At 46.1% G+C, this 25,652-nt stretch carries 19 protein-coding genes; 9 read left to right on the forward strand and 10 right to left on the reverse strand.

Going from position 1 to position 25,652, the window contains the following annotated elements; all coding sequences use genetic code 11:
- Positions 1-41: 41 nt before the first annotated feature.
- The 8 genes from sstT to malT form a co-directional block, all read right to left on the reverse strand.
- Complete coding sequence (sstT, locus tag OH463_RS05375) at positions 42-1,259, reverse strand: serine/threonine transporter SstT (protein WP_026000277.1); 1,218 nt, start codon at positions 1,257-1,259, stop codon at positions 42-44.
- A gap of 363 nt (positions 1,260-1,622) precedes the next feature.
- On the reverse strand, positions 1,623-2,699 hold the full coding sequence (gene rsgA / locus OH463_RS05380; RefSeq protein WP_009700613.1) for a ribosome small subunit-dependent GTPase A: 1,077 nt from the start codon (positions 2,697-2,699) through the stop codon (positions 1,623-1,625).
- Between the two features lie 254 nt (positions 2,700-2,953).
- Entirely contained in the window at positions 2,954-3,256 is a 303-nt protein-coding gene (locus OH463_RS05385) for a glucose PTS transporter subunit EIIB (RefSeq protein ID WP_009698030.1), read from the reverse strand.
- A gap of 177 nt (positions 3,257-3,433) precedes the next feature.
- Positions 3,434-3,901, reverse strand: coding sequence for a copper chaperone PCu(A)C (locus OH463_RS05390; RefSeq protein WP_269990745.1), 468 nt, complete (start codon positions 3,899-3,901; stop codon positions 3,434-3,436).
- Complete coding sequence (locus OH463_RS05395) at positions 3,891-4,502, reverse strand: SCO family protein (RefSeq protein WP_005447419.1); 612 nt, start codon at positions 4,500-4,502, stop codon at positions 3,891-3,893. Before OH463_RS05395 ends, OH463_RS05390 begins: the two co-directional genes overlap by 11 nt.
- 9 nt (positions 4,503-4,511) lie before the next feature.
- On the reverse strand, positions 4,512-4,937 hold the full coding sequence (locus OH463_RS05400; RefSeq protein ID WP_045486146.1) for a hypothetical protein: 426 nt from the start codon (positions 4,935-4,937) through the stop codon (positions 4,512-4,514).
- 184 nt (positions 4,938-5,121) lie between these two features.
- Positions 5,122-6,039, reverse strand: coding sequence for a DUF368 domain-containing protein (locus tag OH463_RS05405; RefSeq protein WP_005437870.1), 918 nt, complete (start codon positions 6,037-6,039; stop codon positions 5,122-5,124).
- Positions 6,040-6,916: 877 nt separating this feature from the next.
- The gene (gene malT / locus OH463_RS05410; protein WP_009698026.1) at positions 6,917-9,625 is read right to left on the reverse strand and encodes an HTH-type transcriptional regulator MalT; all 2,709 of its coding nucleotides are present in this window, start codon (positions 9,623-9,625) and stop codon (positions 6,917-6,919) included.
- 567 nt (positions 9,626-10,192) lie between these two features.
- Between malT and OH463_RS05415 the strand changes: the two genes are divergently transcribed.
- The 5 genes from OH463_RS05415 to OH463_RS05435 all read left to right on the forward strand — a co-directional run bounded on the left by OH463_RS05415 (position 10,193) and on the right by OH463_RS05435 (position 20,764).
- Positions 10,193-12,646: a glycogen/starch/alpha-glucan phosphorylase gene (locus OH463_RS05415; RefSeq protein ID WP_005447423.1), complete on the forward strand. Its 2,454-nt coding sequence runs from the start codon at positions 10,193-10,195 to the stop codon at positions 12,644-12,646.
- A gap of 375 nt (positions 12,647-13,021) precedes the next feature.
- Positions 13,022-15,202 (forward strand): 4-alpha-glucanotransferase, encoded by a 2,181-nt coding sequence (gene malQ, locus OH463_RS05420; protein ID WP_005447424.1) that lies wholly within the window; start codon positions 13,022-13,024, stop codon positions 15,200-15,202.
- Between the two features lie 226 nt (positions 15,203-15,428).
- Positions 15,429-17,657 carry a 1,4-alpha-glucan branching protein GlgB gene (glgB, locus tag OH463_RS05425; RefSeq protein ID WP_269990750.1) on the forward strand — a complete coding sequence of 743 codons (2,229 nt, stop codon included), beginning with the start codon at positions 15,429-15,431 and terminating at the stop codon, positions 17,655-17,657.
- 177 nt (positions 17,658-17,834) lie between these two features.
- Positions 17,835-18,512: a monofunctional biosynthetic peptidoglycan transglycosylase gene (gene mtgA / locus OH463_RS05430; RefSeq protein WP_005447428.1), complete on the forward strand. Its 678-nt coding sequence runs from the start codon at positions 17,835-17,837 to the stop codon at positions 18,510-18,512.
- A gap of 191 nt (positions 18,513-18,703) precedes the next feature.
- Positions 18,704-20,764 (forward strand): alpha-amylase, encoded by a 2,061-nt coding sequence (locus OH463_RS05435; protein ID WP_269990752.1) that lies wholly within the window; start codon positions 18,704-18,706, stop codon positions 20,762-20,764.
- A gap of 379 nt (positions 20,765-21,143) precedes the next feature.
- Here the strand turns inward: OH463_RS05435 and OH463_RS05440 are convergent, their stop codons facing one another.
- Together OH463_RS05440 and OH463_RS05445 are read right to left on the reverse strand one after the other, a co-directional pair.
- Complete coding sequence (locus OH463_RS05440) at positions 21,144-21,860, reverse strand: DsbA family protein (RefSeq protein ID WP_269990753.1); 717 nt, start codon at positions 21,858-21,860, stop codon at positions 21,144-21,146.
- 90 nt (positions 21,861-21,950) lie between these two features.
- Positions 21,951-22,274, reverse strand: a complete 324-nt coding sequence (locus tag OH463_RS05445) for a hypothetical protein (protein WP_005447443.1) — start codon at positions 22,272-22,274, stop codon at positions 21,951-21,953.
- A 422-nt stretch (positions 22,275-22,696) separates the two neighbouring features.
- On the opposite strand from OH463_RS05445, the gene OH463_RS05450 reads away from it, so the two are divergent.
- From OH463_RS05450 to OH463_RS05465, 4 genes are all read left to right on the forward strand, one after another.
- Entirely contained in the window at positions 22,697-23,437 is a 741-nt protein-coding gene (locus OH463_RS05450; RefSeq protein ID WP_005437881.1) for a nucleoside recognition domain-containing protein, read from the forward strand.
- Positions 23,437-23,904, forward strand: a complete 468-nt coding sequence (locus tag OH463_RS05455; RefSeq protein WP_005374849.1) for a YjiG family protein — start codon at positions 23,437-23,439, stop codon at positions 23,902-23,904. Before OH463_RS05450 ends, OH463_RS05455 begins: the two co-directional genes overlap by 1 nt.
- A 9-nt stretch (positions 23,905-23,913) precedes the next feature.
- Positions 23,914-25,038, forward strand: coding sequence for a M20 family metallopeptidase (locus OH463_RS05460; RefSeq protein WP_038898264.1), 1,125 nt, complete (start codon positions 23,914-23,916; stop codon positions 25,036-25,038).
- 222 nt (positions 25,039-25,260) lie between these two features.
- A complete protein-coding gene (locus OH463_RS05465) occupies positions 25,261-25,635 on the forward strand; it encodes a YkvA family protein (RefSeq protein ID WP_017818396.1) in 375 nt (124 codons plus the stop codon).
- Positions 25,636-25,652 lie beyond the last annotated feature (17 nt).

The raw sequence follows: 25,652 nt of genomic DNA on the forward strand, positions 1-25,652 counted from the left end.
GCTCCCCTTTCTATTATTGAGATCTTAAAGATGCTTAAGTCTTACTGAGCTTTTTGCTGTTCTGATTTGCAAACAGCGGCAGTGAAGATAACGTCTGTTGAGCTGTTTAGGGCTGTTTCAGCAGAGTCTTGAATCACACCGATGATGAAACCAACGGCTACAACCTGCATTGCTACGTCGTTTGAGATACCAAACAGACCACACGCTAGTGGGATAAGTAGTAGAGAACCACCTGCAACACCTGATGCGCCACACGCTGATACTGCTGCAACAATACTTAGTAGTACCGCTGTCATTAGGTCAACGTCGATACCCATAGTGTGTACCGCTGCTAGCGTTAGGGTAGTGATAGTGATTGCTGCGCCCGCCATGTTGATGGTCGCACCTAGTGGAATAGACACTGAGTACGTATCTTCGTCTAGGTCTAGTTTCTTACATAGGTTCATGTTCACTGGAATGTTCGCAGCACTTGAACGCGTAAAGAATGCCGTTACGCCACTTTCACGTAGACATTGGAACACCAACGGGTATGGGTTTTCTTTCGTTTTGAAGTATACGATCGCAGGGTTAACCACTAGCGCAATGATAAACATTGAACCTAGTAGTACCGCTAGAAGGTGAGCGTAGCTTGCTAGTGCACCAAAACCTGTTGTTGCAAACGTTGAGGCAACCAGACCAAAGATACCAAATGGCGCAAGACGAATGATGAAACGAACAATGTGGGAAACACTGTGGCTTAGATCTTCGAATACCGCTTTTGTTGTTGCTGATGCGTGGTGAAGTGCAAGACCAAGACCCACACCCCAAGCAAGAATACCGATGTAGTTTGCTTCTACTAGCGCGTTTACTGGGTTATCAACCAGTTTGAACAACAAGGTTTGGATAACTTCTGCAATACCTTGTGGTGGTGTTGCACCTTCAGCGCCCGTTACTAGCGTTAAATTGGTCGGGAAAAGGAAACTTAGTACTACTGCGGTTAGTGCCGCAAAGAAGGTACCCGCTAGGTAAAGAATTACGATTGGACGCATGTAAGTGTGTTGGTTTTTCTTTTGGTTTGCGATAGACGCAGCCACCAAGATAAATACCAATACTGGAGCAATCGCTTTTAGTGCACCAACAAACAAGCTACCCAGCATACCAACGCTTTCTGCGTGGCTTGGCGAGATAGTCGCAAGCAGAATACCTAAGACGATACCGACGAGGATTTGGAGAACGAGGTTACCGCGAGCGAATCGGGCAACGAGACTGTTGTGTTGCATTTGCATACATCATTCCTGCAATTTTTGACTCAGCAACAGTGCAATATTCAGTCATTACACGGCGTAATGTTCCCTCGCATGAAGGGGCTGAATCTTGTGGTTGTGCTGCTAAGACATCCTGATTATCAATTATCCTGTTTTTATAAATCCAGCCATTTTCTTGCTGAATATCACATATCTTAACTTGGTAATATTTTGTGTCTAGTTTTAGTTTGTTCTTAGTTTAAATGTTTGCTCAATGTTATCGTTATTGGTCTTTTGTGTTGATTTGTATGGCGAAGTATGAATGATGGTTTTTCATAAAGTTATTAAAAAAGGAGGCGTTAGCCTCCTTTGTTCTATTGATTACGCAAATACAACAAACTAGTAACTCTGTTGGCGTTTGCGCTTTCCGTCAACAATACTGCGAACCATTTTGCCGAACTGTTTATTCTGCGCTCTTTGCTCTGCGAGACTCGCTCCGTTATGGGCTTGTTCACGCAATAACTTCTGATAGTTAGTAAAGCGTCGTAGCTCAAGAGAGCCATCTTCAATCGCAGCTTGAACCGCGCAACCTGGCTCGGTTTGATGTTGGCAATCATTGAATCGGCAGTTATCAGCTAAGGCTTCAACATCAGCGAAAGTTTCACTCACGCCTGCCTCGCAATCTGCTAATTGGATCTCTCGCATTCCTGGCGTGTCCATTAAGATCCCACCGGATGGTAATAGGTGGATTGAGCGTGAGGTTGTAGTGTGTCGACCTTTGCTGTCATCCTCACGAATACCACCAGTCGCTTGTTCTTGCTCGCCAAGCAGGGTGTTTACTAAGGTCGATTTTCCTACCCCTGAAGAGCCAATAAATGCGACGGTTTGACCTTCGCCGCACCAACTCATTAATTTGGCAACGTCTGATTCATCCAAACCATTAACGCTTTCCACCATAAGCAACGGATCGAGCTTTTGTACCTGAGCTTTGAGCTCGTCAACATCGTCACATAAGTCTGCTTTCGTCAGCACAATCACGGGCTCTACATCAGCTTCATTGATGAGGGCCAAATAGCGCTCAATGCGACTGAGGTTAAAGTCGTGGTTGAGTGAACAAACGATGAAGACAGTATCCACGTTGGCGGCGATAAGTTGCTCGGCGACCTTACTACCTGCGGCTTTGCGACTAAATAAACTGCGGCGTTCAAGTAGGCGAGAAAACTGTTGCTGACCATCCAATACTACCCAATCACCAACGGTCATGCTGGGTAACGAGGGATGGATAGGTAAGTGAGTTTCACCTTGTTCGCTAACCACAACGTAACCACTACGATGGTGAGCAATCACTCGCGCAAAAAGCGTGTCTTGGTAATCGTCTAACGTCAATTGTTGTTGAAAAAAGGGTTTCCAACCTAATAGCTTTAATGGGTTAGGTTGAGTTAGTAGTGTTTCACAAAAAGAATGTGTTTTATTCATTGTTGAATTATCCCAGACGCAACAAAGCGCCTTAATACAAATCGCATTAGGGTCTAATTCGCATAGAGCTGACCCCGGTGAAAACCGGGCAAAGAAGGGAGGTGGTGTGGCTTAGCCACGAGAAAAAGTTGGACGTTACCCTTTCACTGCCCAGTTAGTGTTATTCATTACAATCATCATATATCCTCTTAAGTTGGTGAGTTAACGGTCGGAGTATAGCGACTGTACTCTGATTCTTACAACTCCTTTGCGTTTTATATGTGTTTTATTCGACGTTCTTCCATCTCTTGTGAATAGGTGTTGGCTTTTACGCCGTAGATGATTTGGATATGTCGTTCATCAATGATCACGACACCATGCGCTCCATGCTCCTTCAGTGCTTTTTGATTCACAATGGTGGTGTCTTTTAGTGTGAGTCGTAGCCTTGTCGCACAAGCACCAGTTTCCACCAAATTACTCATGCCACCAATAGCGTCAATGATGGTATCGACATCCTGTTCTAGGTTTGGATTTACTTGCGTCAGCATTTTAAATACGCGAGAAAGGGCTTTTAACATGGCGAGAAACTCGTTTGCAGCAAAGCCTTGTTTATATCTCAGCAGCGGCTGTTTCGCTCTGATTTAGGACACAAAATCATGCATTGATAGTTTGGCGAATACTGCTTAGAGAAAAGAGAGAGGAATAAAAAAGCTCCTCACGTTGGAGGAGCTTTGAATCGATGAAGTGAAGAGACACTAATGATGATGTTCGTACTTTTTCATTCCAGTCATGACTTTTTTAACTGGTGCGGTAAAGCTTTGCTTTTGGCCGTTGTCGTAAGTCACTGTCACTTCGATTTCGTCGCCTTCATTAAGCGGCTTTTTAAGGTCAAATAGCATGATATGCAGGCTGCCCGGTTTTAGCTCGGTGGTCTCTTTTGCAGCGAGTGTGATGTGGTCTACTTGGCGCATCTTCATTACATCGCCTTCTTTAATCACATCGTGCAACTCGACTTTACCTGCTGCAGGGGTTTCTGCTGCGACAATATTGATGTCTTCTTGGCTTCGGTTAGCAAAGGTCACAAACACAGCGCTCGTCACAGCACCTGGCGCCATTGCTCGTGCATACGGTTCGTGTGGCATCACGTTTAGGTTTGCTTGTGCCAAAGGGCTTAGAAGTAGGGCGGAGAGGGCTAACGTTTTGATTGCATGCTTAGCTTTCATTGGTTTTTCCTTCTGCTGTCAGTTTAGTTATCGCTTCGACAATTGGCGCAGGCGTTAAGGTGTGTGGCACTTTAGTGATGAGTGTGCCGTCAGGCTTCAAGAAGTAAAAGTAAGAGCTGTGGTCGAGCGTGTATTTCAGCTCTGAGCCTTCTAGCTCCGTTTTACGGAAAATGACACCATATTTGTGGGCAAGTGGGGTGGTCACGTCGAGTGGTGCGGACAGGCCTTCAATCATCGGGTGGAAGTAGTGGGCGTACTTGGCTGATGCATCTGCCTCATCACGTTCTGGATCAAGCGAGATGAACATTGGGCGCAACTGCGCTTTTTGCGCATCGTCGATTTGATTGAGTGCACCTGCTAGCATGGCTAATGAGGTTGGGCATACGTCTGGGCAACGCGTAAAGCCAAAGTAAACAATGCGAATGCGATCATCGCTGGTATCGAAGATATCGACAGGTTTATCGCCTTCGCCAAACAACACGCTTTGCTCGGTAGTGACTTGTTGTTTTTTCTCTACGTCTTTTTGTCCATCTAGGTACGTTTTGGTACCAAAGCCAAGGACAAACGCAACCACGAGAAAGAGAGACCAATTACGGCTCATATCAATTCCTTATCTTTGCATTTTGAGGGCCGGGTAGATGGTGTCTTTACCGTCGGAAAGTTCACCAACCCACGTCATTGAATCTTGTGTACAAACGGGCAATGTCACATCACCCACAAATTTACCTGGTGCCACTTTCTTTAGCATGAATTTTGGCTCGCCCATTTCCATTTCTCGACCAACCAAACTTAATACGAGCTGATCTGCTTTGCTGTCTTGCCATTCGACTTCGAGCTGAGCTGGGATCAGAGGTTGAGCAGTATCGACGCTAAGCGTCATCGCAACATCATGTTGGATGCAAGGTTCAGTAGAGAGGAAACAGTATTCATCGAGCGACTTAGGCTCGGGTGCTGAAGAGAAGTTTTTTATTAGGGTAGGCGCGTAAAAGCCAGCGACCAGTGCCACGGCTATCCCTGCGATTTGTAACACTTTCATTAAGATTCAGTATTTATCACTTAACATTGCCTGCATCCTAGCACAGATGGGATGTACGAAAACTCGCAATTTCAACAAATTGTGCACTATACCCATCTATTTGAAACCTATTGTTTGTAAAGCGTAAATAAAAAAAGCGGAGCCAATGGCTCCGCTTCTTAAATGATGGAATTGTGGTTCAGATTTACTTGTTTGAATCCGCAAACTTCTCTAAACCAAGTACTAACGCTATAGCGGCTAGCATCATGATCACGGCTAACACCAGTTGTGATGGTTGAGACGTGATGTGCTCAAACTCAAACGGTGATAGGTTTTGCTCTAGCAATGGCACTTGCTCACCCTTCGAGTTAGTACGCCATGTTAGCGTTTCCTTCCAAGGCCAGATCTTTGGTAGCGTACCGATCATTAAGCCAGTTAGGAACATTAAGGTTAAATCGCGGAATTTGCGCAGTAACCAAGACAACAAGTGAGAGAAGGACAGCAGACCAGCAACACAGCCAACAAGGAACAGCGCAAGGATATCAATTTGGAAACCTTTTACCGCGCCCAATACAGGAGCATACATGCCGATCAACAGCAAAATAAAGCTGCCTGAGATACCCGGTAGAATCATCGCACAGATTGCGATAGCTCCAGCCAGAATGGTGTTGATCGCCGTTGGCTCCATATGAAGTGGTTTTAGCACCGTGATGCTGTAGGCGAAACCAATGCCGATCAATAACGCAACAAAACGGATAGCGTCACGCTTTTCTACTTGGCGAATGATGTGGTAGACAGACACCAAGATCAGACCAAAGAAGAATGACCAAATTGGAATTGGATGAGTTTCCAATAGCCAACTGATTAGTTTTGCCAGCGTCGCGATACTGGTGAAAATACCCGCAAACAAAGAGATAAGGAAGAAGCCGTTAATGTGATTAAACGCAGCTTTGAAGCCATCCTTTTTCCAAATCGAGAAAAGTGAAGGGTTAATACGTCGAATGCTTTCTAGCAGTGTGTCATAAATGCCAGTAATAAATGCAATGGTACCGCCTGATACGCCTGGGACAACATCGGCTGCACCCATCGCCATTCCTTTGAAGTAGGTGATTAGATAGTTCATTTCTCAAGTACTAAGTCATGTAGATGGTCCTGAGTATACAAACATTGATGTCAAAAAAGTATGAAATAGTGGTGAGGAAAATATCTAAATGATTGCTTATCTAGGATCTGTTGAACTTTCGTGGTTAAGTTTTGTTCTGATGGGCGCATGGTTAAAATCGTTGTAGGCAAGGAAAGGAGTGTATTGCTTAGTCATTCTAGGCAAACACTCGCTGTAAAAATCAGCTTGAAAGGCCAACAGAACCTAGCAACGTTAAGCTTTTTGGTTAGTTTAGGTGAATAAAAACAGAAAGATACGCGATAAAGAAATGGATTTGTTATCAGTTGTAAAGGGGCGCTTGATTGAATAAATGTCAGCGTAAAATCGATAAATTTGTTGAATGGAGTCGTTTGGTGACTTATTTATCACTTATGCCACAGAGTTGCGGCTTGCAACTGCAATTTGCATTTTGACTTTGCATATTGCAAATGTTGTAACATCTTGGCAGTTTGATATGAGATCTTGTGCCCAAAAATAATGCTTTTCAAATTGGCATGATTAATGCATAATCCTTTTCGACCCTTCTTAAGCCGAGGGTCACCTAGCCAACTGACGTTGTTAGTGAATATACATTGTTCACATCATACATAAGCCAATCGCCTTAATTGCGGTTGGCTATTTTTTTGTCTGTCGTATACCCAAGTGACTTTGAGATGCAGGATTCAGAGCGTTGTTATTGATGCGAGCGCAATGAAAACAACGCCGTGTAATAGCCAGCCCTTTCCAAGTCGTATATATGTACAACGTTTCTTACAGGCTTTGCAATTTGCATGAATGCCCACAAAAAAGGGGCTGACGCAATACGCCAACCCCTGTTTAGCTACTCTCTTTCGAGTGATCAGTAACCCATCAATTGCAGCAAGTTCTCCGCCGTCACAATCGCTTCCTTACGGTTTGCAATGTTGAGCTTTTGGTACAAGTTACGAATGTGAGTCTTAATCGTTGTGCCTGCTACATCTAACTCTTGAGCGATTTGCTCATTGCTAAATCCTGAGTAGATCAAACCAAGCACTTGCCATTCACGTTGCGTGAGTGGACTGGTTCGAACCAGCTCCGGCACGTTCGGGTGGTTCACCAGTTTCTCAATAAAGTCTTCATCAAAGTGAATCGAGCGGCTGCGTTGGTTTGAAGAGATGTCTTTCATCAATTGTTGAGCACGGTGACGCTCTAAATCGCCCAGCTCATGACGAAGACTTAGCTTCTCTAGTAGACCACCAATCGTTGCACCGTCGATTAAGAAGTTGCCGACCATACCGGTTTGGTTTGTCATCACTAGTGCTTCTTTCAATAGTGCTTTTGCTTGCTCTTCGTCTTTCTGACGCGCGGCAAATACCGCTTCAACCACAAGGTTGCGATTGGTATCGGTCACCAAGTTAGTACGACGAGCTTCGCTTTGTAGGAAGTCCAAAGCTTGTCGCGCTTCGTCATATTGCCCAAGGTTGATGTGAGCACGAGCAATATTGCGCCACTGTAACTGCAAGAAGTGGTTACACGCTGATTCCGGGCGAACTGCGGTGTTCAACCATTCTTGAATCGCTTCTGTGTTGCCACGAGCTTGCCAGAACAAGATCAGAGAGAGTGATGCGTTTGCCGTCCAGTCTACGTGATAAGTGGATTGTTTCATCAAGTGCTGGATGTGTTCGATAAACTTACCCGCTTTGTCTAATTCACCGCGACCAATCGCAATACGCGCCAACATTGAGTAGCTATGTAAGTGCTTACTTGGTGAGTGGTTTTCTAGAATTTGTAGCCCTTTGTATGAGCACTCTTCTGCTTCATCCAAGCGGTTCCAGCACCACAATACTTGCGCGCGAATTCGTAATAAAAACTCGTGAAGAGGAACATGCTGAAGCTGTTGATCTTCAATCAAGCGGAAGCCGGAATCTTGCAGCTCAAATGCTGCTTGGACGTAACCTTGCGCGATCATGATTTCACTTTGTTGCAAGATTGCCCATAACGCTTGGTGGTAAACCTGATACTGACGTGCCAGTTTTTCGGTTTGTTGCATCATTGGTAATGCGCGGTCAAGTTTACCCAGTACGTGGTTTACTTCACCAACGACTGACGTCGCCACGATACGGCTGCGGTACACCGTTGGGTCAAGTTGGCTCAGTGCTAACTCGGCTAACTCTAATGCACGCTCTGGTTGGTTGCTGTTGATTGCAACCTGAGCGAGTAGGGCATTAGCTTGACCTTGATAGCCAGAATCAAGTTCGATATTACGTTTCTTATGCTCTTCTTCGGCTTCTGCTAGTAGCTCACCAACCTGGTTGTAGCGGTGTTGGCTTTGCGCCAACCATGCGCGCAACATCGACAGTTTCGGGTGGCTGAAGAGTAAGTCTTTATCAAGCTGGTTGATCGCCGCTTCTAGCGTTGTTAACTCACCTTGGTTGAACATCTTCCAACCAAATTCATTCAAGATTTCTACGATTAGATCAGTGTCGTCAGATTTCTGTGCGTGGTGAATAGCTTGATGCGGTGCTTTCTGTTTTAGCCAGGCGACAGCTGCGTTGCGGTGTAGATCTTTCTCTTGTTGAGGAATACGCGCTTGACGTTCATGCGACAAAAATTCGCCAAACAGATTGTGGAATCGGAACCAGTTTTGTTCACCTTCCAGTGGATAGATAAACAAGCCGTATCGATTGAGTGACTCAATCATGCCGAGTGCATCTTCACGTTGCGTCAATGCAAAGACGAGTTCGTCGTTGAAATGGTCGAGTACCGACACTTGCATTAAGAAATGACGTGTCTCTTTGTCTAGTAGATCAAAGACTTCTTCGACTAAGTAATCCCATAAGTGTGCATGATTAAACTGAGACACCGACTCTACGGTTTGTGCCAGAGTGCGGTTCTGATGCTGTGCTTGTAGGGCGATAAGTTGTAACGCTGATGGCCAACCTTCAACGTAAGTACGTAAGTTGTTCGCCATGTCTTCATCGATGCCATCGGCAATGCGTTGGTTGAAGAAGCGTGTGGTTTCTTCGGTATCGAATGCCAACATTTCGTTGCCGATTTCGATCATCAAGTCACGGACACGAAGGTTCGCAGTGCCTAATGGCGGTGCCGCACGGCTAGTAACCACTACAGTAAGGTTGTCTGGCATGTGCTTTAAGAAAAAACGCATGGACTCGTGAATTTCGTCGTTAGTGATCAGATGGTAGTCATCGAGTACGACGTAACACTCATGCTGAAAATCTGCCATTTCAGCGAAAACTTCGCTGAATAAAGAGCGTAAAGAAGAGAACTGACGCTTTTCAGCCAATTTTTGAGCGTTAGAGCAGTTGTAGTTGGTCGCTTTGTTTAAAGCTTGCAGTAGATAGTTAACGAAGCGGAAACCATCGTTATCGCTGTCGTCGATACTGTACCAACCTACATTGGGTTTGTCTGACAGCCACTGTGCCGCCATGGTGGTTTTCCCGTAACCAGCCGGCGAGCGAAACAATACCAGTTTGTAGTAAGGCGCTTGTTGCAGTAAGTCCAACACTCGCGGACGGACGATTGCGTTGTGCAGGCGACCTGGGCGAGTAAGTTTAGATGGAATCCACATTATAAATTCTGTCCTTAATTTTTTGAGCTAGCGAAACTAGAAACTGACTCACACCACTAAATTCTAGTTTGTATAAAAAGTGTACAGGCTTGCGAGTCGTTTTGGATGTTACGACAACAGAATTGGTTGTTACTTTGATCCACTTCCTAATTCTCAAGAGTTGATGCAAATGCCACCAACTACGCCCTGTATTTGTGATTTTGGTCACTTAAACATCGATGGTATTGATCCCATGTAGAGAGAGTTGCACATCTATTAAGGAGAAATTATCAATGTTAAAAGACGTAATGTGATCGATAAGACAGTTTTTACATTGGAGTTGGAAGGGGGAATAAAAAACGTCATGAACAAATTTTAATCTTTCTCACAGGTGGCTGTGATCCGAATCACTAAGAATAGGGTTATAGGCTGCCGTGTTGCGATTTGGATCACTAAGTTTGCAAGCTTACGCCCTCTACGCCCTACCCCCTCCTCCTTGTAGGGAGGACAAATGGGAGGATGTTTATTCACAGAGGGAAATGCACGATGTATGGCAGATGAATTACTAAAAGACGTGAGAATTTCTTAATGAAACCTACTCAACAGAAACAATTTGACAAGAAGTCGTTCCAAGAAAGCGTAAAGAAACATCTATCTGTGACTTACGCTCACACGGTTGAAAATGCAGATAGCCGCGCATGGTACCTAGCAATGGGTCGTGCATTGGCTGAGTTTACGACTTGTGATTTGCTTGCTACTGAAGCAGACGCTCGCATCCAAGAAGCGAAAAGCGTTAACTACCTTTCACTAGAATTCCTTATCGGTCGTTTGACTGGTAACAACCTAATCAGCATGGGTCTTTACGAAGAGATCACTGAAGCGATGGCTGAACTAGGTCACAACCTAACAGACCTTCTAGAAGAAGAGCGCGACCCATCACTGGGTAACGGTGGTCTAGGTCGTCTAGCTGCATGTTTCATGGATTCATGTGCGGCTCAAGAATTCCCAACAGTAGGTTACGGCCTACACTACGAATACGGTCTATTTAAGCAGTCGTTTAAAGATGGTCGTCAACAAGAAGCACCAGACGCATGGCGTGGTGTAGAAGGTTACCCTTGGGAAGTGGCTCGTCCAGAGTTAGCGCAAGAAATCGGCTTCTACGGTCACGTTGAGGTGGTAAACGAAAACGGTAAAGAAGTTCGTAAATGGGTTCCTGGCATGTCTGTAAAAGCAATGCCTTGGGATCTGCCTATCGTAGGTTACGAATCAGATACTGTTTACCCTCTACGTCTATGGGAATGTCAGGCAATTGCGCCATTCTCACTAGAAAGTTTTAACAACGGTGATTACTTCGAAGCTCAGCACGCACTGATCGACGCAGGCAACATCACTAAAGTGCTTTACCCGAACGATAACCACGAGAAAGGTAAAACACTGCGTCTAATGCAACAGTACTTCCACTCTGCAGCATCTGTACGCGACATCCTACGTCGCCACGAAGCAGCAGGCTACTCGCTAGCGGATCTACCGAAGCAAGAGACTATCCAGCTGAACGATACGCACCCAACGATTGCTATTCCTGAGCTAATGCGCATCCTAGTGGACGAGAAAGGTCTGACTTGGGAAGCGGCTTGGGAAATCAGTTCTCAGACTTTCGCGTACACTAACCATACGCTACTTCCTGAAGCACTAGAGACATGGCCAGAATCGCTAATCCAGCGTCTACTTCCACGTCACATGGAAATCATTTTTGAAATCAACCACCGCTTCCTACAAGAAGTTCGTAAGATGTGGCCTGGTGACGGTGAGAAGCAAGCTAAGCTTTCTATCATCCAAGAAGGTTTCAACCGCATGGTTCGCATGGCAAACCTATGTGTAATCGGTTCTTACGCAGTTAACGGCGTAGCAGCACTTCACTCTGAGTTGGTTAAGAAAGACCTATTCCCAGAGTTCCACGAGATGTACCCAACTCGTCTACATAACGTAACAAACGGTATCACGCCACGTCGTTGGTTGAAGTTCTGTAACCCAGGTCTATCTAAGCTAATTACCGACAAGATCGGTCCTGAATGGCCAGCAAAACTTGAGCAACTAGAAGGTATCGCTAAGTACGCAACAGACGCGAAATTCCAAAAAGAGTTCATGGCTGTTAAGAAAGAAAACAAACAGCGTCTTGCTGATTGGGTTCTAGATAACATGGGTATCGAACTAGATACTAACGCTATCTTCGACGTTCAAATCAAGCGTCTACACGAGTACAAGCGTCAGCACCTAGATCTGCTACACATTCTGTCTCTATACCACCGCATCCTAAACGAACCTGGTTTCGAGTGTGAGCCACGCGTATGTTTCTTCGCTGCGAAAGCTGCTCCAGGTTACCACCTAGCGAAAGAAATTATGTTCGCAGTGAACAAGGTTGCAGAGAAGATCAACAACGATCCACGTATCGGCAACAAACTGAAAGTGGTCTTCATCCCTGACTACCGCGTGAGCATGGCTGAAATCATCATCCCTGCGGCAGACGTTTCGCAACAAATCTCTCTAGCAGGTAAAGAAGCATCTGGTACAGGTAACATGAAGATGGCTCTTAACGGTGCCCTAACTATCGGTACGATGGATGGTGCTAACGTTGAGATTCGCGAAGAAGTGGGCGACGAGAACATCTACATCTTCGGTCTTGATGTTGAAGGCGTGAAAGCGGTTAAAGCAGCTGGCTACAACCCTTACGACTACTACAATGCTGACCACTTACTAAAAGCGTCTCTAGACCTACTAACAGGTGATGAGTTTACGCCAGGTCAACCAGGTCTACTACGCGCTACATTCGATAGCCTACTCGATGGCGGTGACCCGTACCTATGTCTTGCTGACTTCGCATCTTATGTGAAAGCGCATGAAGAAATGGGCAAACAATACAAAGACCAAGCTGGCTGGGCTAAGAAAGCCATTCTTAACACTGCCCTAGTTGGCAAGTTCACATCAGACCGCTCAATTCGTGACTATGTGAACAACATCTGGAAACTAGAAGCGGTAAAACGTTAAAAGTGATACCCAAGTAACCCCAGGATGCTTTGTTCAGCGAGATTGACTTGGTTTTCAGGCAAGGCAACGATTTGAAGATATAGTGGTTCTATATCAAAAATTGTTAACGAAGCATGTAAGACAAGGCAACTCGCCCTTTGGGAGCGTGTCATTGACCCGATTTCGGTGTCAAACAACTAGGAAAGAGGCTGCTATTCCACGGCGTTGTTTTCCTTGAACTCGAATCAATGACAACGCTCTGAACTGTGCATCTTGAGGTCACTTGGGTATAAGACCAAGGTAGCCGAGCGCTACCTTTGGTCATTTTCAAGAATTAGTTATTGATAACAATAAAACCCTACATGGAAGGTGTTGGTATTACCTTCGGAGAAAGCGATGAAAGAACAAACAGCATTAAAGAAAGTCGCAGACATGGCGCGATTAGCTGATAGCTACGTCAGCGCGTGGGGAGACGAGGCAAAAGTTTCTGAGGAGACACTACGCCGCTTGCTCACTTCACTTGGCTACGATACTAGCAGCGATGAGAAGCTATTGGCTTCTGCTGAGAAAAAACATAAGAAAGACGTACTAGCCCCTGTTCTTGTTTTACGCGACGGCGACCCAGTCGAAGTGGAACTAAACCTAGGTACGAGTGCTCGTGAGAGTGAATTTAGCTGGCGTTTAGAAACAGAACAAGGAGAGGTACTTGAAGGCTATCTTCAGTCACAAATTGTTCGTGATGAACGAGCTGAGGGTGGCCCTCTAGTGTTTGCATTGCCAAAGAATTTGGCATGGGGTTACCACAAACTGATCATCAGTCGTAAACGCCGTAAGACACCTTACGAAATGTCGCTGATCATCACACCGAAAGCGTGTTTCAAACAAGAAGATCTAAACCAACATAAAAAGCTATGGGGTCCAAGCATTCAGCTTTACACACTGCGTACTCAGCACAACTGGGGTATCGGTGACTTTGGTGACCTTAAGCAGTTGGTCAGTGATATCGCCTCTCGTGGCGGTGACTTCATTGGTTTGAACCCAATTCATTCATTGTTCCCAGCGAACCCTGAAGGTGCGAGCCCATACAGCCCGTCTTCTCGTCGTTGGCTGAACATCATGTACATCGACGTAAGCTCTGTGCCTGAATTTGCACTAAGTGCAGAAGCACAACAACGCGTTGGCAGCGCTGAGTTCCAACAGCGTCTGCAAAAAGCTCGTGAAGCACACTGGGTGAACTACACCGAGGTTTCTGAGCTTAAGATGAACATTCTTCCGCTGCTATTTAGCGAGTTCAAAGCACGTCATCTAGACAAGAACACTGATCGTGCGCGCGCGTTCCTAGAGTTTGTAGAACTTGGCGGTGAGAGCCTACTTCACCAAGCGGCATTTGATGCTCTGCATGGTGAATTACACGCTGAAGATTCAAGTGTTTGGGGCTGGCCGGTATTCCCTGAGAAATTCCGTACGTTTGATGCTGCGGCAACTCAGAAGTACATCAAAGACAACTCTGACCGCGTTCACCTGTACATGTACCTACAGTGGATTGCAGACGATCAGATCAAAGAAGCACAGGCTCTTGCAGAAGAAAAAGGCATGGCGGTTGGTCTATACCGAGACCTTGCTGTTGGTGTTGCAGATTCAGGCAGCGAGACTTGGGCTGATGATGGCAACCTAGTACTGGATGCAAGCATCGGTGCGCCACCAGATATCCTTGGTCCTCTGGGTCAAAACTGGGGTCTGCCTCCGCTAAACCCACAAGTGTTGGAAGCGACAGGCTACGACGCGTACATCAAGTTGCTACGTGCAAACATGAAGCATTGTGGCGCACTGCGTATTGACCACGTTCTTGGTCTGCTTCGCCTTTGGTGGATTCCAAAAGGTGAGAAGGCGACAGAAGGAGCATACCTGTACTACCCAGTTGAAGATATGCTAGCAATCCTAGCGCTAGAATCTCATCGTCATCAGTGTTCTGTAATCGGTGAAGATTTGGGTACCGTGCCTGATGAAATCGTTGATATCCTTCGTGACGCAGGTGTTCACTCATACAAAGTATTCTTCTTCGAAACATCAAAAGACGACGGTGGCTTCATTTCTCCGAAGCATTACGCTGAGCAGTCTATGGCGGCATTGTGTACGCACGATATGCCAACCCTACGTGGCTTCTGGCACTGTGATGACTTGAAGATGGGTCGAGAGATCGGTCTGTACCCAGACGAGCAACAACTGGAAGGTCTGTTTGATGACCGTTTGAAGTGCAAACAAGGCATCCTAGACAGTGTTCGTTGGCATGGTTACCTACCAGAAGGTATCGGTCATGATGCGCAGTACGTACCAATGGATGGTTACCTAAGTGAAGCATTGCAACTGCATGTGGCTGCGGGTGACTCAGCACTACTAAGTGTTCAGCTTGAAGACTGGCTAGAAATGGACCAACCGGTAAACATTCCAGGTACTGTTGACGAGTATCCAAACTGGCGTCGTAAACTATCGATGAACCTTGACGAAATCTTCAGCCGTGAAGACGTTAACCGTATTTCTAAGCGCCTCACTGAAGTGCGTGCGAAAGCGAGCAAATAAGGTGGAATGGGTGATGTAGGAGTTCGCGAATTTAATTGCGCTGAGGTACGAAAGTACAGCCTAGGTCACTCATTAAATCGGCACAATCCGTTAGGATGAAGTACCGTTATTATGCCCGCAACAATAGCGGGCATTTTTGTTTTTTGACGCTATTTTATTCATCTCTTGGATAGAGTGCGGTTTTTTATAATTGTGTGAATTCACAACGTTTGGCTGAGGAAATCCGATGTTCAAAAACCATAAGGAGAATATCGGTGCTAGGGAGAAAGATTTGAAAACCAAGGTAAAGAAAAAATACGAACGCGCCTATGAATTACTAGCTGAGGCGGCTTACTCAGACCCATTTGCGTCACTTGGTCCATTCATCGATGATGGCGAAGGATCGTTACGAGTTTGGATGCCGGGTGCAGACAAAGTTGAATTGGTTGTCAGCGGTGAACCTCGTGTTGAGTTAGAACGCGAAGGCGAGAGCGGCTTCATCTTGAGAGAGAAGCGTGACCTGCACCTAACTCACTACCAACTTGCTGTGGATTGGGATGGCGTGGAACAGCTCATTGACGACCCTTACCAGTACCACAACATTTATCAAGAATACGAACACCTGCACACGCCAAAAGACATGTACCGCTACATGGGATCGCAGTTTGTGACCATCGAACGCGGTGGTGAAAATATCTCTGGTGTGCGCTTCCTTGTTTACGCCCCTCATGCTTCTGCCATCAGCTTAGTGGGCAGCTTCAACCAGTGGGATGGTCGTCGCCATCCAATGCAACGTCTCGACTACGGTATCTGGGGCTTGTTTATTCCTGGTTTGGAAGAGGGCGTACAATACAAATTCGAACTCAAAGGTCCAAATGGGGAAGGGCTCCCTCATAAGCAAGACCCTTGGGGCTTCTACTCTGAACAATACCCATCATTCGCGTCGATCACTTACGATCACAACCGTTACCAATGGCAAGATGCAAAATGGCAAAATCGTCCCGTCACACAGAAACGTGATGAAGCCTTATCTTTCTACGAACTGCATGCGGGTTCTTGGAAGCGTAACGCAGATGGGGATTTCCTAAATTACCGTGAACTCGCGGCTGAGTTAGTGCCTTACCTTGTGGATATGGGCTACACCCACGTTGAGCTGATGCCAGTTTCAGAACACCCGTTCTTTGGCTCTTGGGGTTACCAACCTGTAGGGTTGTTTGCGCCGACGAGTCGCTACGGCTCTCCAGATGATTTCAAATTCTTTGTTGATGCCTGTCACCAAGCTGGCTTGGGCGTGGTACTGGATTGGGTACCTGCGCACTTCCCATCGGATGATCATGGTTTAGCGAACTTTGATGGCACACCACTGTTCCACGATCCAGATCCTCGCCGCGGTTGGCACCAAGACTGGAACTCTTACATCTACGATCTAGGTCGTGAGCATGTGCGCCGTTTCCTTGTGTCTAACGCACTGTACTGGTTTGAGCAATTCCATATTGATGGTATCCGTGTGGACGCTGTTGCGTCGATGCTCTACCTAGACTACTCACGCAGTCACGATCAGTGGATTCCAAATGTGGACGGCGGCAACGAGAACTACGATGCGATCGCAACGTTGAAGTGGATGAACGAAGAAGTGTACAAGCACTTCCCGAATGCAATGACCATTGCAGAAGAATCGACGGCATTCCCAGGCGTATCTGCACCGACATTTATGGGCGGTTTAGGCTTTGGCTTTAAGTGGAATATGGGTTGGATGCACGACAGTCTTTCTTACATCCAAGAAGATCCTATTCACCGCAAATACCACCACAATACCATCACGTTCCCGCTTGTTTACGCACACAGCGAGAACTATGTGCTGTCGCTATCTCATGATGAAGTGGTGTACGGCAAAGGTTCTATCCATAACAAGATGCCAGGTGATGAGTGGCAACAAACGGCGAACCTACGTGCTTATTACGGTTACATGTATGGTCAACCGGGTAAGAAGCTAAACTTCATGGGCGCTGAGCTTGGTCAAACCGCAGAGTGGAATCACGATGACCAGTTACAATGGTTCTTACTTGAGTTTGGTCGCCACCAAGGTGTGCAAGCACTGATTCGCGACTTGAACCACTTGTACCGTGACGAAGCGGCGATGCACGATCAAGATTGTGTGCCTGCTGGCTTTGAATGGCGTCTGCAAGATGAAGCGGAAGCAAGTATCCTTGCGCATGAACGTATTAGCCAAGATGGCGAACGTGTATTGGTGATCAGTAACTTCACACCTGTGCCTCATGAGCGTTTCCGTTTGGGTGTGCCGATGGAAGGCAAGTACGAACTTCTGTTGAATACTGACGACGCGAAATACGACGGCAGCGGCTTTGAGGTACTAAGCAACGTCGAAACGCAAGAAGTAGAAAGCGAGTCGTTACCTCAATCTCTTGAGCTGCGTTTACCACCTCTATCGACAGTATTCTATAAACTGACGAAATAACTTTCATTAATCAAACAGTAAGCCCGGTTTACATTGTAAATTGGGCTTTTTTTAACCAATTTTTGACCTTGTAAACTTGTTGTTCTACCTTGAATCAGGCAACCTTCGCTCCCATTTACTTGAACACCCACACGTGTAAAAGTGGCGTATTCCTTACTCTGGCTAGGCAAATAAAGCATGCTGAAAAGACTGAAGTCGTTTCTATTCAAAATTTCATTGGTTTTGTTACTGACTCCCGTTTTGCTGGTGGGCTTTGTCAAATACGTGAATCCGCCTCTATGGGGATGGAAGATCAGCCGCATGATCTCGCCACCAGAAGGCTATCCAGAGAGTAGCCAGCAAGAGTGGGTACCGCTGTCTCAGATTTCAAAAAATATCCAACTTGCGGTGATGGCTACGGAAGATCAGAAATTTCCTCATCACTATGGGGTGGATTTTGATTCACTGTTTTCTGTTATCTCACAAGCCGGCGAGAACGGACCTTCTCGTGGTGCAAGTACGATTACTCAGCAAACTGCAAAGAACGTATTTCTGTTCCCTTCACACTCTTATGTGCGCAAAGCGTACGAGCTCTACTTTGCTCTTTTAATGGAGGCAATGTGGAGTAAAGAACGCATCCTCGAAGTGTATTTGAATGTCGTGGAGTTTGGTCCCGGTATTTACGGTATCGAAGCTGCAGCACAAAACTATTACGGCATTCGGGCTAGCCAACTGACCCAATGGCAAGCGGCGAGGTTAGCGGTGGTTCTGCCGAATCCTTACAAGATCAAAGTGTATCCGCACACTAATTACACTCAACATCGCACCAATTGGGCTCTGACCCAAATGCGCAATCTTGGCAACGTCGAGTTATAAGTTTCTCTTTTCCTTAACTATCTTGTGTCCGTAAATAGAACTACGCCCCGATAAATGCAAAATGTGAAGCGTCACAAGCTTTAGGGCGTAGCCTTATAGAATGATGTGCTCAGTTTTTCATCCATTTACTATTAGTGTGAATAAAACTACAACACGAATACTGCGTCTATGCGCAACCAATGGACTGAACGATGAAACTGAATCTGATTACGACTACCTTATTGCTTGCATCGGCAAGTGCCATCGCCGAGCCAAACATCACCATATCTACCACGACCAACAGCCGTGACTTTCCTTTAAGTGCAGAGCAGCCTTTGGTTGTGCCATTAACCAAAGACGGCTATACGCTTAAAATCACTGGCGTTGAAGGCGATTGCGTTGCGCCCGATGGTCAGAAAGTTAAATTCAACAAACCGCTCGCGCTGAATTGTGGAAAGCCAACGGAATTGCCTTTAAAAATCCGTTTTACTGGCGATTACTCTTTCGCTTTTGATGCGGAAGCGAAAACACTGCGCTTCAAGCGTGAACCTAAGAAAGCTGCCAAGACAGAATTCAAACGCCCAATCCCACAAGTGCAATGTGAGGTTTACCAAGGCGGCGAAGTCACCATCGCGTTAGGTGACAGTTTCCCAGATGGCACCAAGTTACGTGATGCCTATTCTGGTCAAATGGTCGAAGTAAAAGATCAGCAAGTATCGCTCACGCCAAGCAAAGACTCTGGCGGTTTGGTGCTACTAGAGCCAGTGAAGAAAACCAAAGAAGCAGTGCCGTTTGATTATCGTAATGCCAACATTTACTTCGTGATGGTCGACCGTTTCAACAACGCCGATACGAGCAATGACAATAGCTATGGGCGCAAGAAAGACGGCAAAGAAGAGATCGGTACCTTCCACGGCGGTGATCTAAAAGGCGTGATCGAGAAACTGGATTACATCAAGAGCCTAGGTACAGATGCTATTTGGTTATCGCCAATCGTTGAGCAAGTACACGGCTTTGTGGGCGGCGGCGATAGCGGCTCATTCCCGTTCTATGCTTACCACGGTTACTGGACGCGTGATTTCACCAAGATTGATGAGAACTTTGGTAACGAAGATGACCTTAAAGTGCTGGTGGAAGAGGCGCATAAGCGTGGTCTCAAAGTCTTGATGGACGCGGTAATCAACCACACTGGCTACTCAACGTTAGCCGATTTGCAATTTGACGGTATTGAGGTGCTAAAGCCAAACGCTGACCTACCGAAGAAGTGGGGGGATTGGCAACCAAAAGCGGGCGAAAATTGGCATAGCTACCACCAGAATATTGATTACCAGAGTCCAAACTGGGCGAAATGGTGGGGCGGTGATTGGGTAAGAACCGGTTTGCCGGGCTACCCTGCTCCGGGCAGCAGCGATATCACTATGTCATTGGCGGGTTTACCTGACTTTATCACTGAATCAGACAAAGCCGTGAAGCCAGCGCAATGGCTATTGGATAACCCCGGCACACGTGTAGAAGCGCGTGACAATTACACCGTTTCCGATTACTTGATTGAGTGGCAAACTGATTGGGTGAAACGCTTTGGTATTGATGGTTACCGTGTTGATACGGTGAAGCACGTTGAAGGTGATGTGTGGAAGCGCTTGAAAGAAGAAGCATCAAGCAGTCTAGAGCAGTGGCGCAAAGAGAACGGAAAATCGGGTCTGCCATTTTGGATGATGGGTGAAGTATGGGGGCATACCGCTTATCGCAGCCCTTACTTTGACGATGGCTTTGATGCGTTGATTAACTTCGACATGCAGAAGAAATTAGATAAAGGCGCGGCGTGTTTCAGCCAAATGGCAGACACCTACCAAAGTTACGCAGACACAATCGCCAACGAGAAAGACTTCAACCCAGTGAGCTACATGTCTTCTCACGATACCGAGCTGTTCTTCTCTCGCTTCAAAGACTATGGCATGCAGCGTAACGCCGCGAATGCACTGCTTCTAAGCCCTGGTGCTGTTCAGGTTTACTACGGTGACGAAGTGGGTCGTAACATTGGTCCTTACGCGGATGATTTCCACCAAGGCACACGCTCTGACATGGTATGGAAGCTATCTGATGAGAAGCAAGCGCTGCTCAAACACTGGCAAACTCTAGGTCAGTTCCGTAAAGCGCATCCAGCGATTGGTGCGGGTCAGCATCAAGTGATTGAACAAGAAGGCGCGTACGTGTTCTCTCGTTCACTTGGCAATGACAAAGTCGTTGTGGCGTTTGTGGGGCGTGACAAGTAGTTAGAACTTCGTTTTAAGCCTAGATAGAAAAAGCCCTTCCTTGAGTTCTCAGGGAAGGGCTTTGTTGTTTTTGATGGTTACTTATCTATTCTAGGGTCTGTTGACCTTTCGAGCTGATTTTTGCAGCGAATTGTTGGGTATTTATACAAGACAGAGACTTTGCTATGTAGCTAGCCTACATGAGAAGTCGATAACGCAGTAGAAATGACCAACAAACGCTGCCCAAAGGGTTCGGCTAAAATCGTTTTATGCTTTGTTAAGGCGCATTTGCTTAGAGTGACTAGGCGACACACTCCTTGCCTCGCCTAAAACGATTTTATCTCGAACAAAATTTAACCGCGCAAGGTCAACAGACCCTAATAGCTACCTGTTTCGATAGTTATTTCTTTAGCTCTTGGTCGATGACTTTCTCAAGCTCCTCGAAAGGGACATAACCCGGAATGACTTGGTCATTAATGATGATCGCTGGTGTGCCTCGTAGACCTAAGCGAGTGAAGTACTCGTAGTTTTTATCCAACAATGCTTTGGTCTCTTTGTCGTCGACAAGCTGTGCTTCTGTGCCGGTCTTCTTAGCGATTTTTTGTAGTGAACTTGCATCATGTGGACCCGGCTTCTTCACCAACAAGTCGTGCACTTCTTTGTACTTGTCATGTTGGTTCTGCCAAACGTTCAATGCGTAACTTGCCGAGTTGTAACCGTTCTTTTCGTACTGTTCTTTGAACGATACCGTCATGTTCAGCACTTTTACCTGCGGGTATTCTTTCTCTACCTTCACTAGCTCACCTTCAAGACGTTTACAGAAAGGACAGCTGTAATCGGTCACGTTGATGAGCGTCAGCTCTGGGTTCTCTGCACCGAAATAAGAGTGCTTGCCATCGTTAAGATAGGCGCGCGCTTCATCCAAAGTTGCGTTAAACGTCTTTTGATAAGCGACGTAGTCTTGTAGGTTTTGATGCAGTGAATCGAGGATCTGCGGGTTTTCTTTCAGCAGTTGAGTAATTTCTTGCAGCTTCTCTTCTGACGTTTTTTCTGCTGCGTGTGAAAATAGCGGAACAAGTGCGATAACCACAGTTAATAGTGTGCGAGTGAATTTCATGATTTTTCCTAAAACTCTTTTTCTTCGCGTTTCTTGTGCGAAGTGATTAAAAATAAAACAATTGATTTGGGGGTGAATAGCAATCGGGTTTTATTCTCTAAACACACATAGCTTGAGGTGCACCCGATATTTGTCGGGTATCGGTTCAGTATGATGGCGGAAAGCATTGCGCTCGCTGCCACTGATAGACAGCAAGACAAACGCAAATAGGAATAAGGGGACAATGAAGCTGTCGAGATGGTTTTGTGAAACCTGAATCAGTTTTTCAGACAATTCACACTGCTTAGTCAGTCCTTTTTCGCTCTTTTGCTGTTGCCCAGTGGCATGCTCAGTCGTCACTTGATCGCCAATGAGAGGACAAGATTGAAAGAGACCTACATTTTTACTTAAACAGATCACGACAACCCAAGCCACAAGGGCGAGTGTCCATCGAGCGATGTTGGATTGTGATCGAAGCAAAAGGCAAACCCTGAGTAAGTCTCTAAGTAATGACCGCACCACCCTAAATTAAATTGCACAGAAAATTTGTTAGTTTTCGGTCAAGAAATCTTAAATAGGCAACAAATCATGAAGCACGTCGAGAATGTGGCTAATAGCAAACTTGTTCCAAACTTTAACTTGCTTTGTTAATGGATTGAACTTGCTGATTCTCAGATAAATCTACCTTATCTTGGTCATAAATATTTATTATCTTTTAAATGTGATTCAAATCATAAAATAAAACTTCATAACTAAGCAGCATGACTGTTCGGTAAATGGATTGATTTTGATCATCTCTCTAGCACGTCGTTCAGGGGATCATCTATGCGTTCTGTTCCACATATATAGGTGAATTTATGACAAGCCCTGTTCATGCTGAACGCAAGGTGACGATCGGGTGTTACATTGCACTCGCGTTTGCGGTTGTGTTCTTTTCTGGTCTGATGCAATCCAACGAATGGTACGGTGTATTCGACTTTACAACGCTTAATGGTTCTTTCGGTAAAGTCGCTTACGGCGTGACGGAAGGTGCAGATGGCGCGGTACAAGCTGCGACCACATCTTTCCGTGGTACTGGTGGTAGCGGTGCTCGTGACGGTTTCATTTTTGCGCTTACTTTGATTCCAACCGTTATGTTCGCGTTAGGTATGATCAACGTACTTGAGCACTACGGTGCACTTGAAGCCGCTCGTAAGCTTCTTACTCCTCTTCTACGTCCTCTAATGGGCATCCCTGGTAACTCTGGTCTGGCTCTGATTGCTTCTCTACAAAGTACCGATGCAGGTGCGGCTATGACGCGTCAACTAAAAGATGAAGGTCACCTAACTAAGCGTGAAACGGACGTATTTACCATGTTCCAGTTCACTGCGGGTGCAACCATCGTGAACTTCTTCTCATCGGGTGCGGTATTGTTCACGTTGACGATGGCTGACGGCTCTCTAGCAGTAACTTCTTCTATTGGTTTGGCGGTTGTGGTGATGTTCGCGTTTAAGATCATTGGTGCGAACCTGTTCCGTATCTACCTAAACATGACGGAAGGTAAAGAAGACAAGCAAGACCAAAACAAATCAGAGAACCTAAAAGAGGAGACGGCATAATGGGTGACGTTAAAGCGAAAAAACCAATGGTGACGGATATCTTCGTCGAAGGTGCTAAGAAAGGTTGGGTAATTGCGACTACCTCTACGGTTCCTAACGTATTAATGGCGTTCGTTATCATCAAAGCGCTGCAAATCACTGGTGCGCTGGATCTGATGGGCACTGTGTTTTCTCCAATCATGGCAGTGTTTGGTCTTCCGGGTGAAGCAGCAGCGGTATTGATCGGGGCTTGGATGTCGATGGGCGGCGCGGTTGGTGTAGTGATTACGTTATTTGACCAAGGCATCCTGAACGGCACGCACATTGCGATTCTTGCGCCTGCTATCTACCTAATGGGCTCTCAAGTTCAGTACATGGGTCGTATCATGGGTCCAATTGGTACTGAAGGTCGTTACATCCCAGTTATGATTGCAATCTCAGTATTGAACGCATTTGGCGCAATGCTAGTGATGAATCTGTTTGTCTAGGAGTGAGTCATGCAATTCTCTCTAAATGAATATCTAGAGGAGCTACGTCCGCTAATCAATGTGGATTGTGGCACTTACACTACTGATGGTATCGAGTTTATCGCTTCTCAATTTGAAGAGAAGTACCAAGCGATGTCAGGTTGGAGCATAAAACGCATCGACTGTGGCAGAGCCGGTGTTGGTCTTGAAGTTCGAAATAAGCCGGAAGCTGAGCAAATCGATGTGATGCTGATTGGTCATATGGATACCGTGTTCCCCGTGGGTACCGCTGAGCTTCGTCCAATGTCTCAAGATGCAGAGAAAGCCTACGGTCCAGGTGTGTCTGACATGAAATCTGGTTTGCTTAACATCGTATACGCGATGCGCAATCTAGACCAAGCGGTGTTGGATAAGTTATCTATCGCTATCTGCATGAACCCAGATGAAGAGACTGGCTCTTTGGATTCTGTGGATTGGATTCAATCAGTTGCGAAAAACGCAAAGAATGTTCTGGTTGCAGAAGCGGCACGTGCAGACGGCGGTTTAGTGAAAGCGCGCAAAGGCATGGCTCGCTACAAAATGACCTTTAATGGCGTTGCTGCTCACGCAGGTAACGAGCCAGAAAACGGTCGCAGCGCAATCACTGAGATGGCGAATTGGATTTTGGCTGTCAATGCAATGACCAACTTTGAATCTGGTACCACGTTGAACGTCGGTATTGTTTCTGGCGGTAACGGTGCGAACATAGTTCCGGAACATGCTGAAGCGATCGTGGATGTGCGTTTCTGGAGCAACGAAGAATACGATGATGTCGATAGCAAGCTAAATGGCATGCTGGAAACACCATTCGTTGATGGCGTGAGCATTGAGTTGGTTCGTGAAGCTTATAAGCCTTCTATGGTGCCAAGCCCACAAACAGAAAGCTTAATGACATTAGTTGAAGAAGCCGCAAGTGAACTGGCGATCGACATCAACTGGAAAGAAGTGGGTGGCGGCTCTGATGCAAATAACACGGCGATTCTTGGTGTTCCAACTTTGGATGGTCTAGGACCTATCGGTGCGGGCTTCCACAGTGACCAAGAGTACTTGTTGCTTGAGTCTATCGAACCACGTATCAAAATGTTGATGCGTGTATTGGAGAAGATTGCTCAATAAGGCATTCTGCTTCTAAATCTTGGTTTTCAAAGCTGTTGGTTTCAAAACCAGCTGATTTCCAAGACTTTTTGTCTCCAAAGCAATAATCCCCGGACTTCGGTTTGGGGATTTTTTTATCTAGCCAATTGGCTTCCTTTCTTCATTATCATTACTCGCTATTAATCCTACGTTCAGGTTCATCGTCTTAATATCTATGCCACAGTCATAAGTTTAGGAGGCACGATGACCACAAGCATGTCTGTAAATTCGGCGTCCGATGACGTCTTAGACCAAACGATGCAAGCACCAGATGAGAAAACCTTCTGGCGTAAAATGAAAAATTCCGTCAAGAAAGCAGGCGAAGAGATTGCTGTTATGGGCATCAAATCATGGCTTGCGATGGCAGATTCCAATACCTCTGTTCGCCACAAGGCAATTTTAGGTGGCGCGCTGGCTTACTTCGTCCTACCAACAGATATGGTGCCAGACGTGTTAGCAGGTGTCGGCTTTACCGATGACATGGCAGCATTGACTCTAGCGGCGAACTCGGTCGGCAATGCCATCACCGATGAGCATGAAGAGCAAGCGAGAGAAAAGCTGAGTTCGATGGTGAAGTAGGTGGGGAAACTGCCCAT

It is taken from the genome of Vibrio sp. NFR (genome assembly GCF_027587095.1).
Taxonomy (GTDB): domain Bacteria; phylum Pseudomonadota; class Gammaproteobacteria; order Enterobacterales; family Vibrionaceae; genus Vibrio; species Vibrio harveyi.

Bases quoted from the DNA above. Each gene is read 5' to 3' on its own strand.
- rsgA (WP_009700613.1), bottom strand. From the start codon at position 2,699: ATGAATAAAACACATTCTTTTTGTGAAACACTACTAACTCAACCTAAC.
- OH463_RS05440 (WP_269990753.1), bottom strand. From the start codon at position 21,860: ATGAAATTCACTCGCACACTATTAACTGTGGTTATCGCACTTGTTCCG.
- OH463_RS05460 (WP_038898264.1), top strand. From the start codon at position 23,914: ATGCAATTCTCTCTAAATGAATATCTAGAGGAGCTACGTCCGCTAATC.
- OH463_RS05385 (WP_009698030.1), bottom strand. From the start codon at position 3,256: ATGTTAAAAGCCCTTTCTCGCGTATTTAAAATGCTGACGCAAGTAAAT.
- OH463_RS05450 (WP_005437881.1), top strand. From the start codon at position 22,697: ATGACAAGCCCTGTTCATGCTGAACGCAAGGTGACGATCGGGTGTTAC.
- OH463_RS05465 (WP_017818396.1), top strand. From the start codon at position 25,261: ATGACCACAAGCATGTCTGTAAATTCGGCGTCCGATGACGTCTTAGAC.
- OH463_RS05390 (WP_269990745.1), bottom strand. From the start codon at position 3,901: ATGAAAGCTAAGCATGCAATCAAAACGTTAGCCCTCTCCGCCCTACTT.
- OH463_RS05455 (WP_005374849.1), top strand. From the start codon at position 23,437: ATGGGTGACGTTAAAGCGAAAAAACCAATGGTGACGGATATCTTCGTC.
- sstT (WP_026000277.1), bottom strand. From the start codon at position 1,259: ATGCAACACAACAGTCTCGTTGCCCGATTCGCTCGCGGTAACCTCGTT.
- OH463_RS05400 (WP_045486146.1), bottom strand. From the start codon at position 4,937: ATGAAAGTGTTACAAATCGCAGGGATAGCCGTGGCACTGGTCGCTGGC.
- OH463_RS05395 (WP_005447419.1), bottom strand. From the start codon at position 4,502: ATGAGCCGTAATTGGTCTCTCTTTCTCGTGGTTGCGTTTGTCCTTGGC.
- OH463_RS05405 (WP_005437870.1), bottom strand. From the start codon at position 6,039: ATGAACTATCTAATCACCTACTTCAAAGGAATGGCGATGGGTGCAGCC.
- glgB (WP_269990750.1), top strand. From the start codon at position 15,429: ATGTTCAAAAACCATAAGGAGAATATCGGTGCTAGGGAGAAAGATTTG.
- OH463_RS05415 (WP_005447423.1), top strand. From the start codon at position 10,193: ATGAAACCTACTCAACAGAAACAATTTGACAAGAAGTCGTTCCAAGAA.
- malT (WP_009698026.1), bottom strand. From the start codon at position 9,625: ATGTGGATTCCATCTAAACTTACTCGCCCAGGTCGCCTGCACAACGCA.
- mtgA (WP_005447428.1), top strand. From the start codon at position 17,835: ATGCTGAAAAGACTGAAGTCGTTTCTATTCAAAATTTCATTGGTTTTG.
- OH463_RS05435 (WP_269990752.1), top strand. From the start codon at position 18,704: ATGAAACTGAATCTGATTACGACTACCTTATTGCTTGCATCGGCAAGT.
- malQ (WP_005447424.1), top strand. From the start codon at position 13,022: ATGAAAGAACAAACAGCATTAAAGAAAGTCGCAGACATGGCGCGATTA.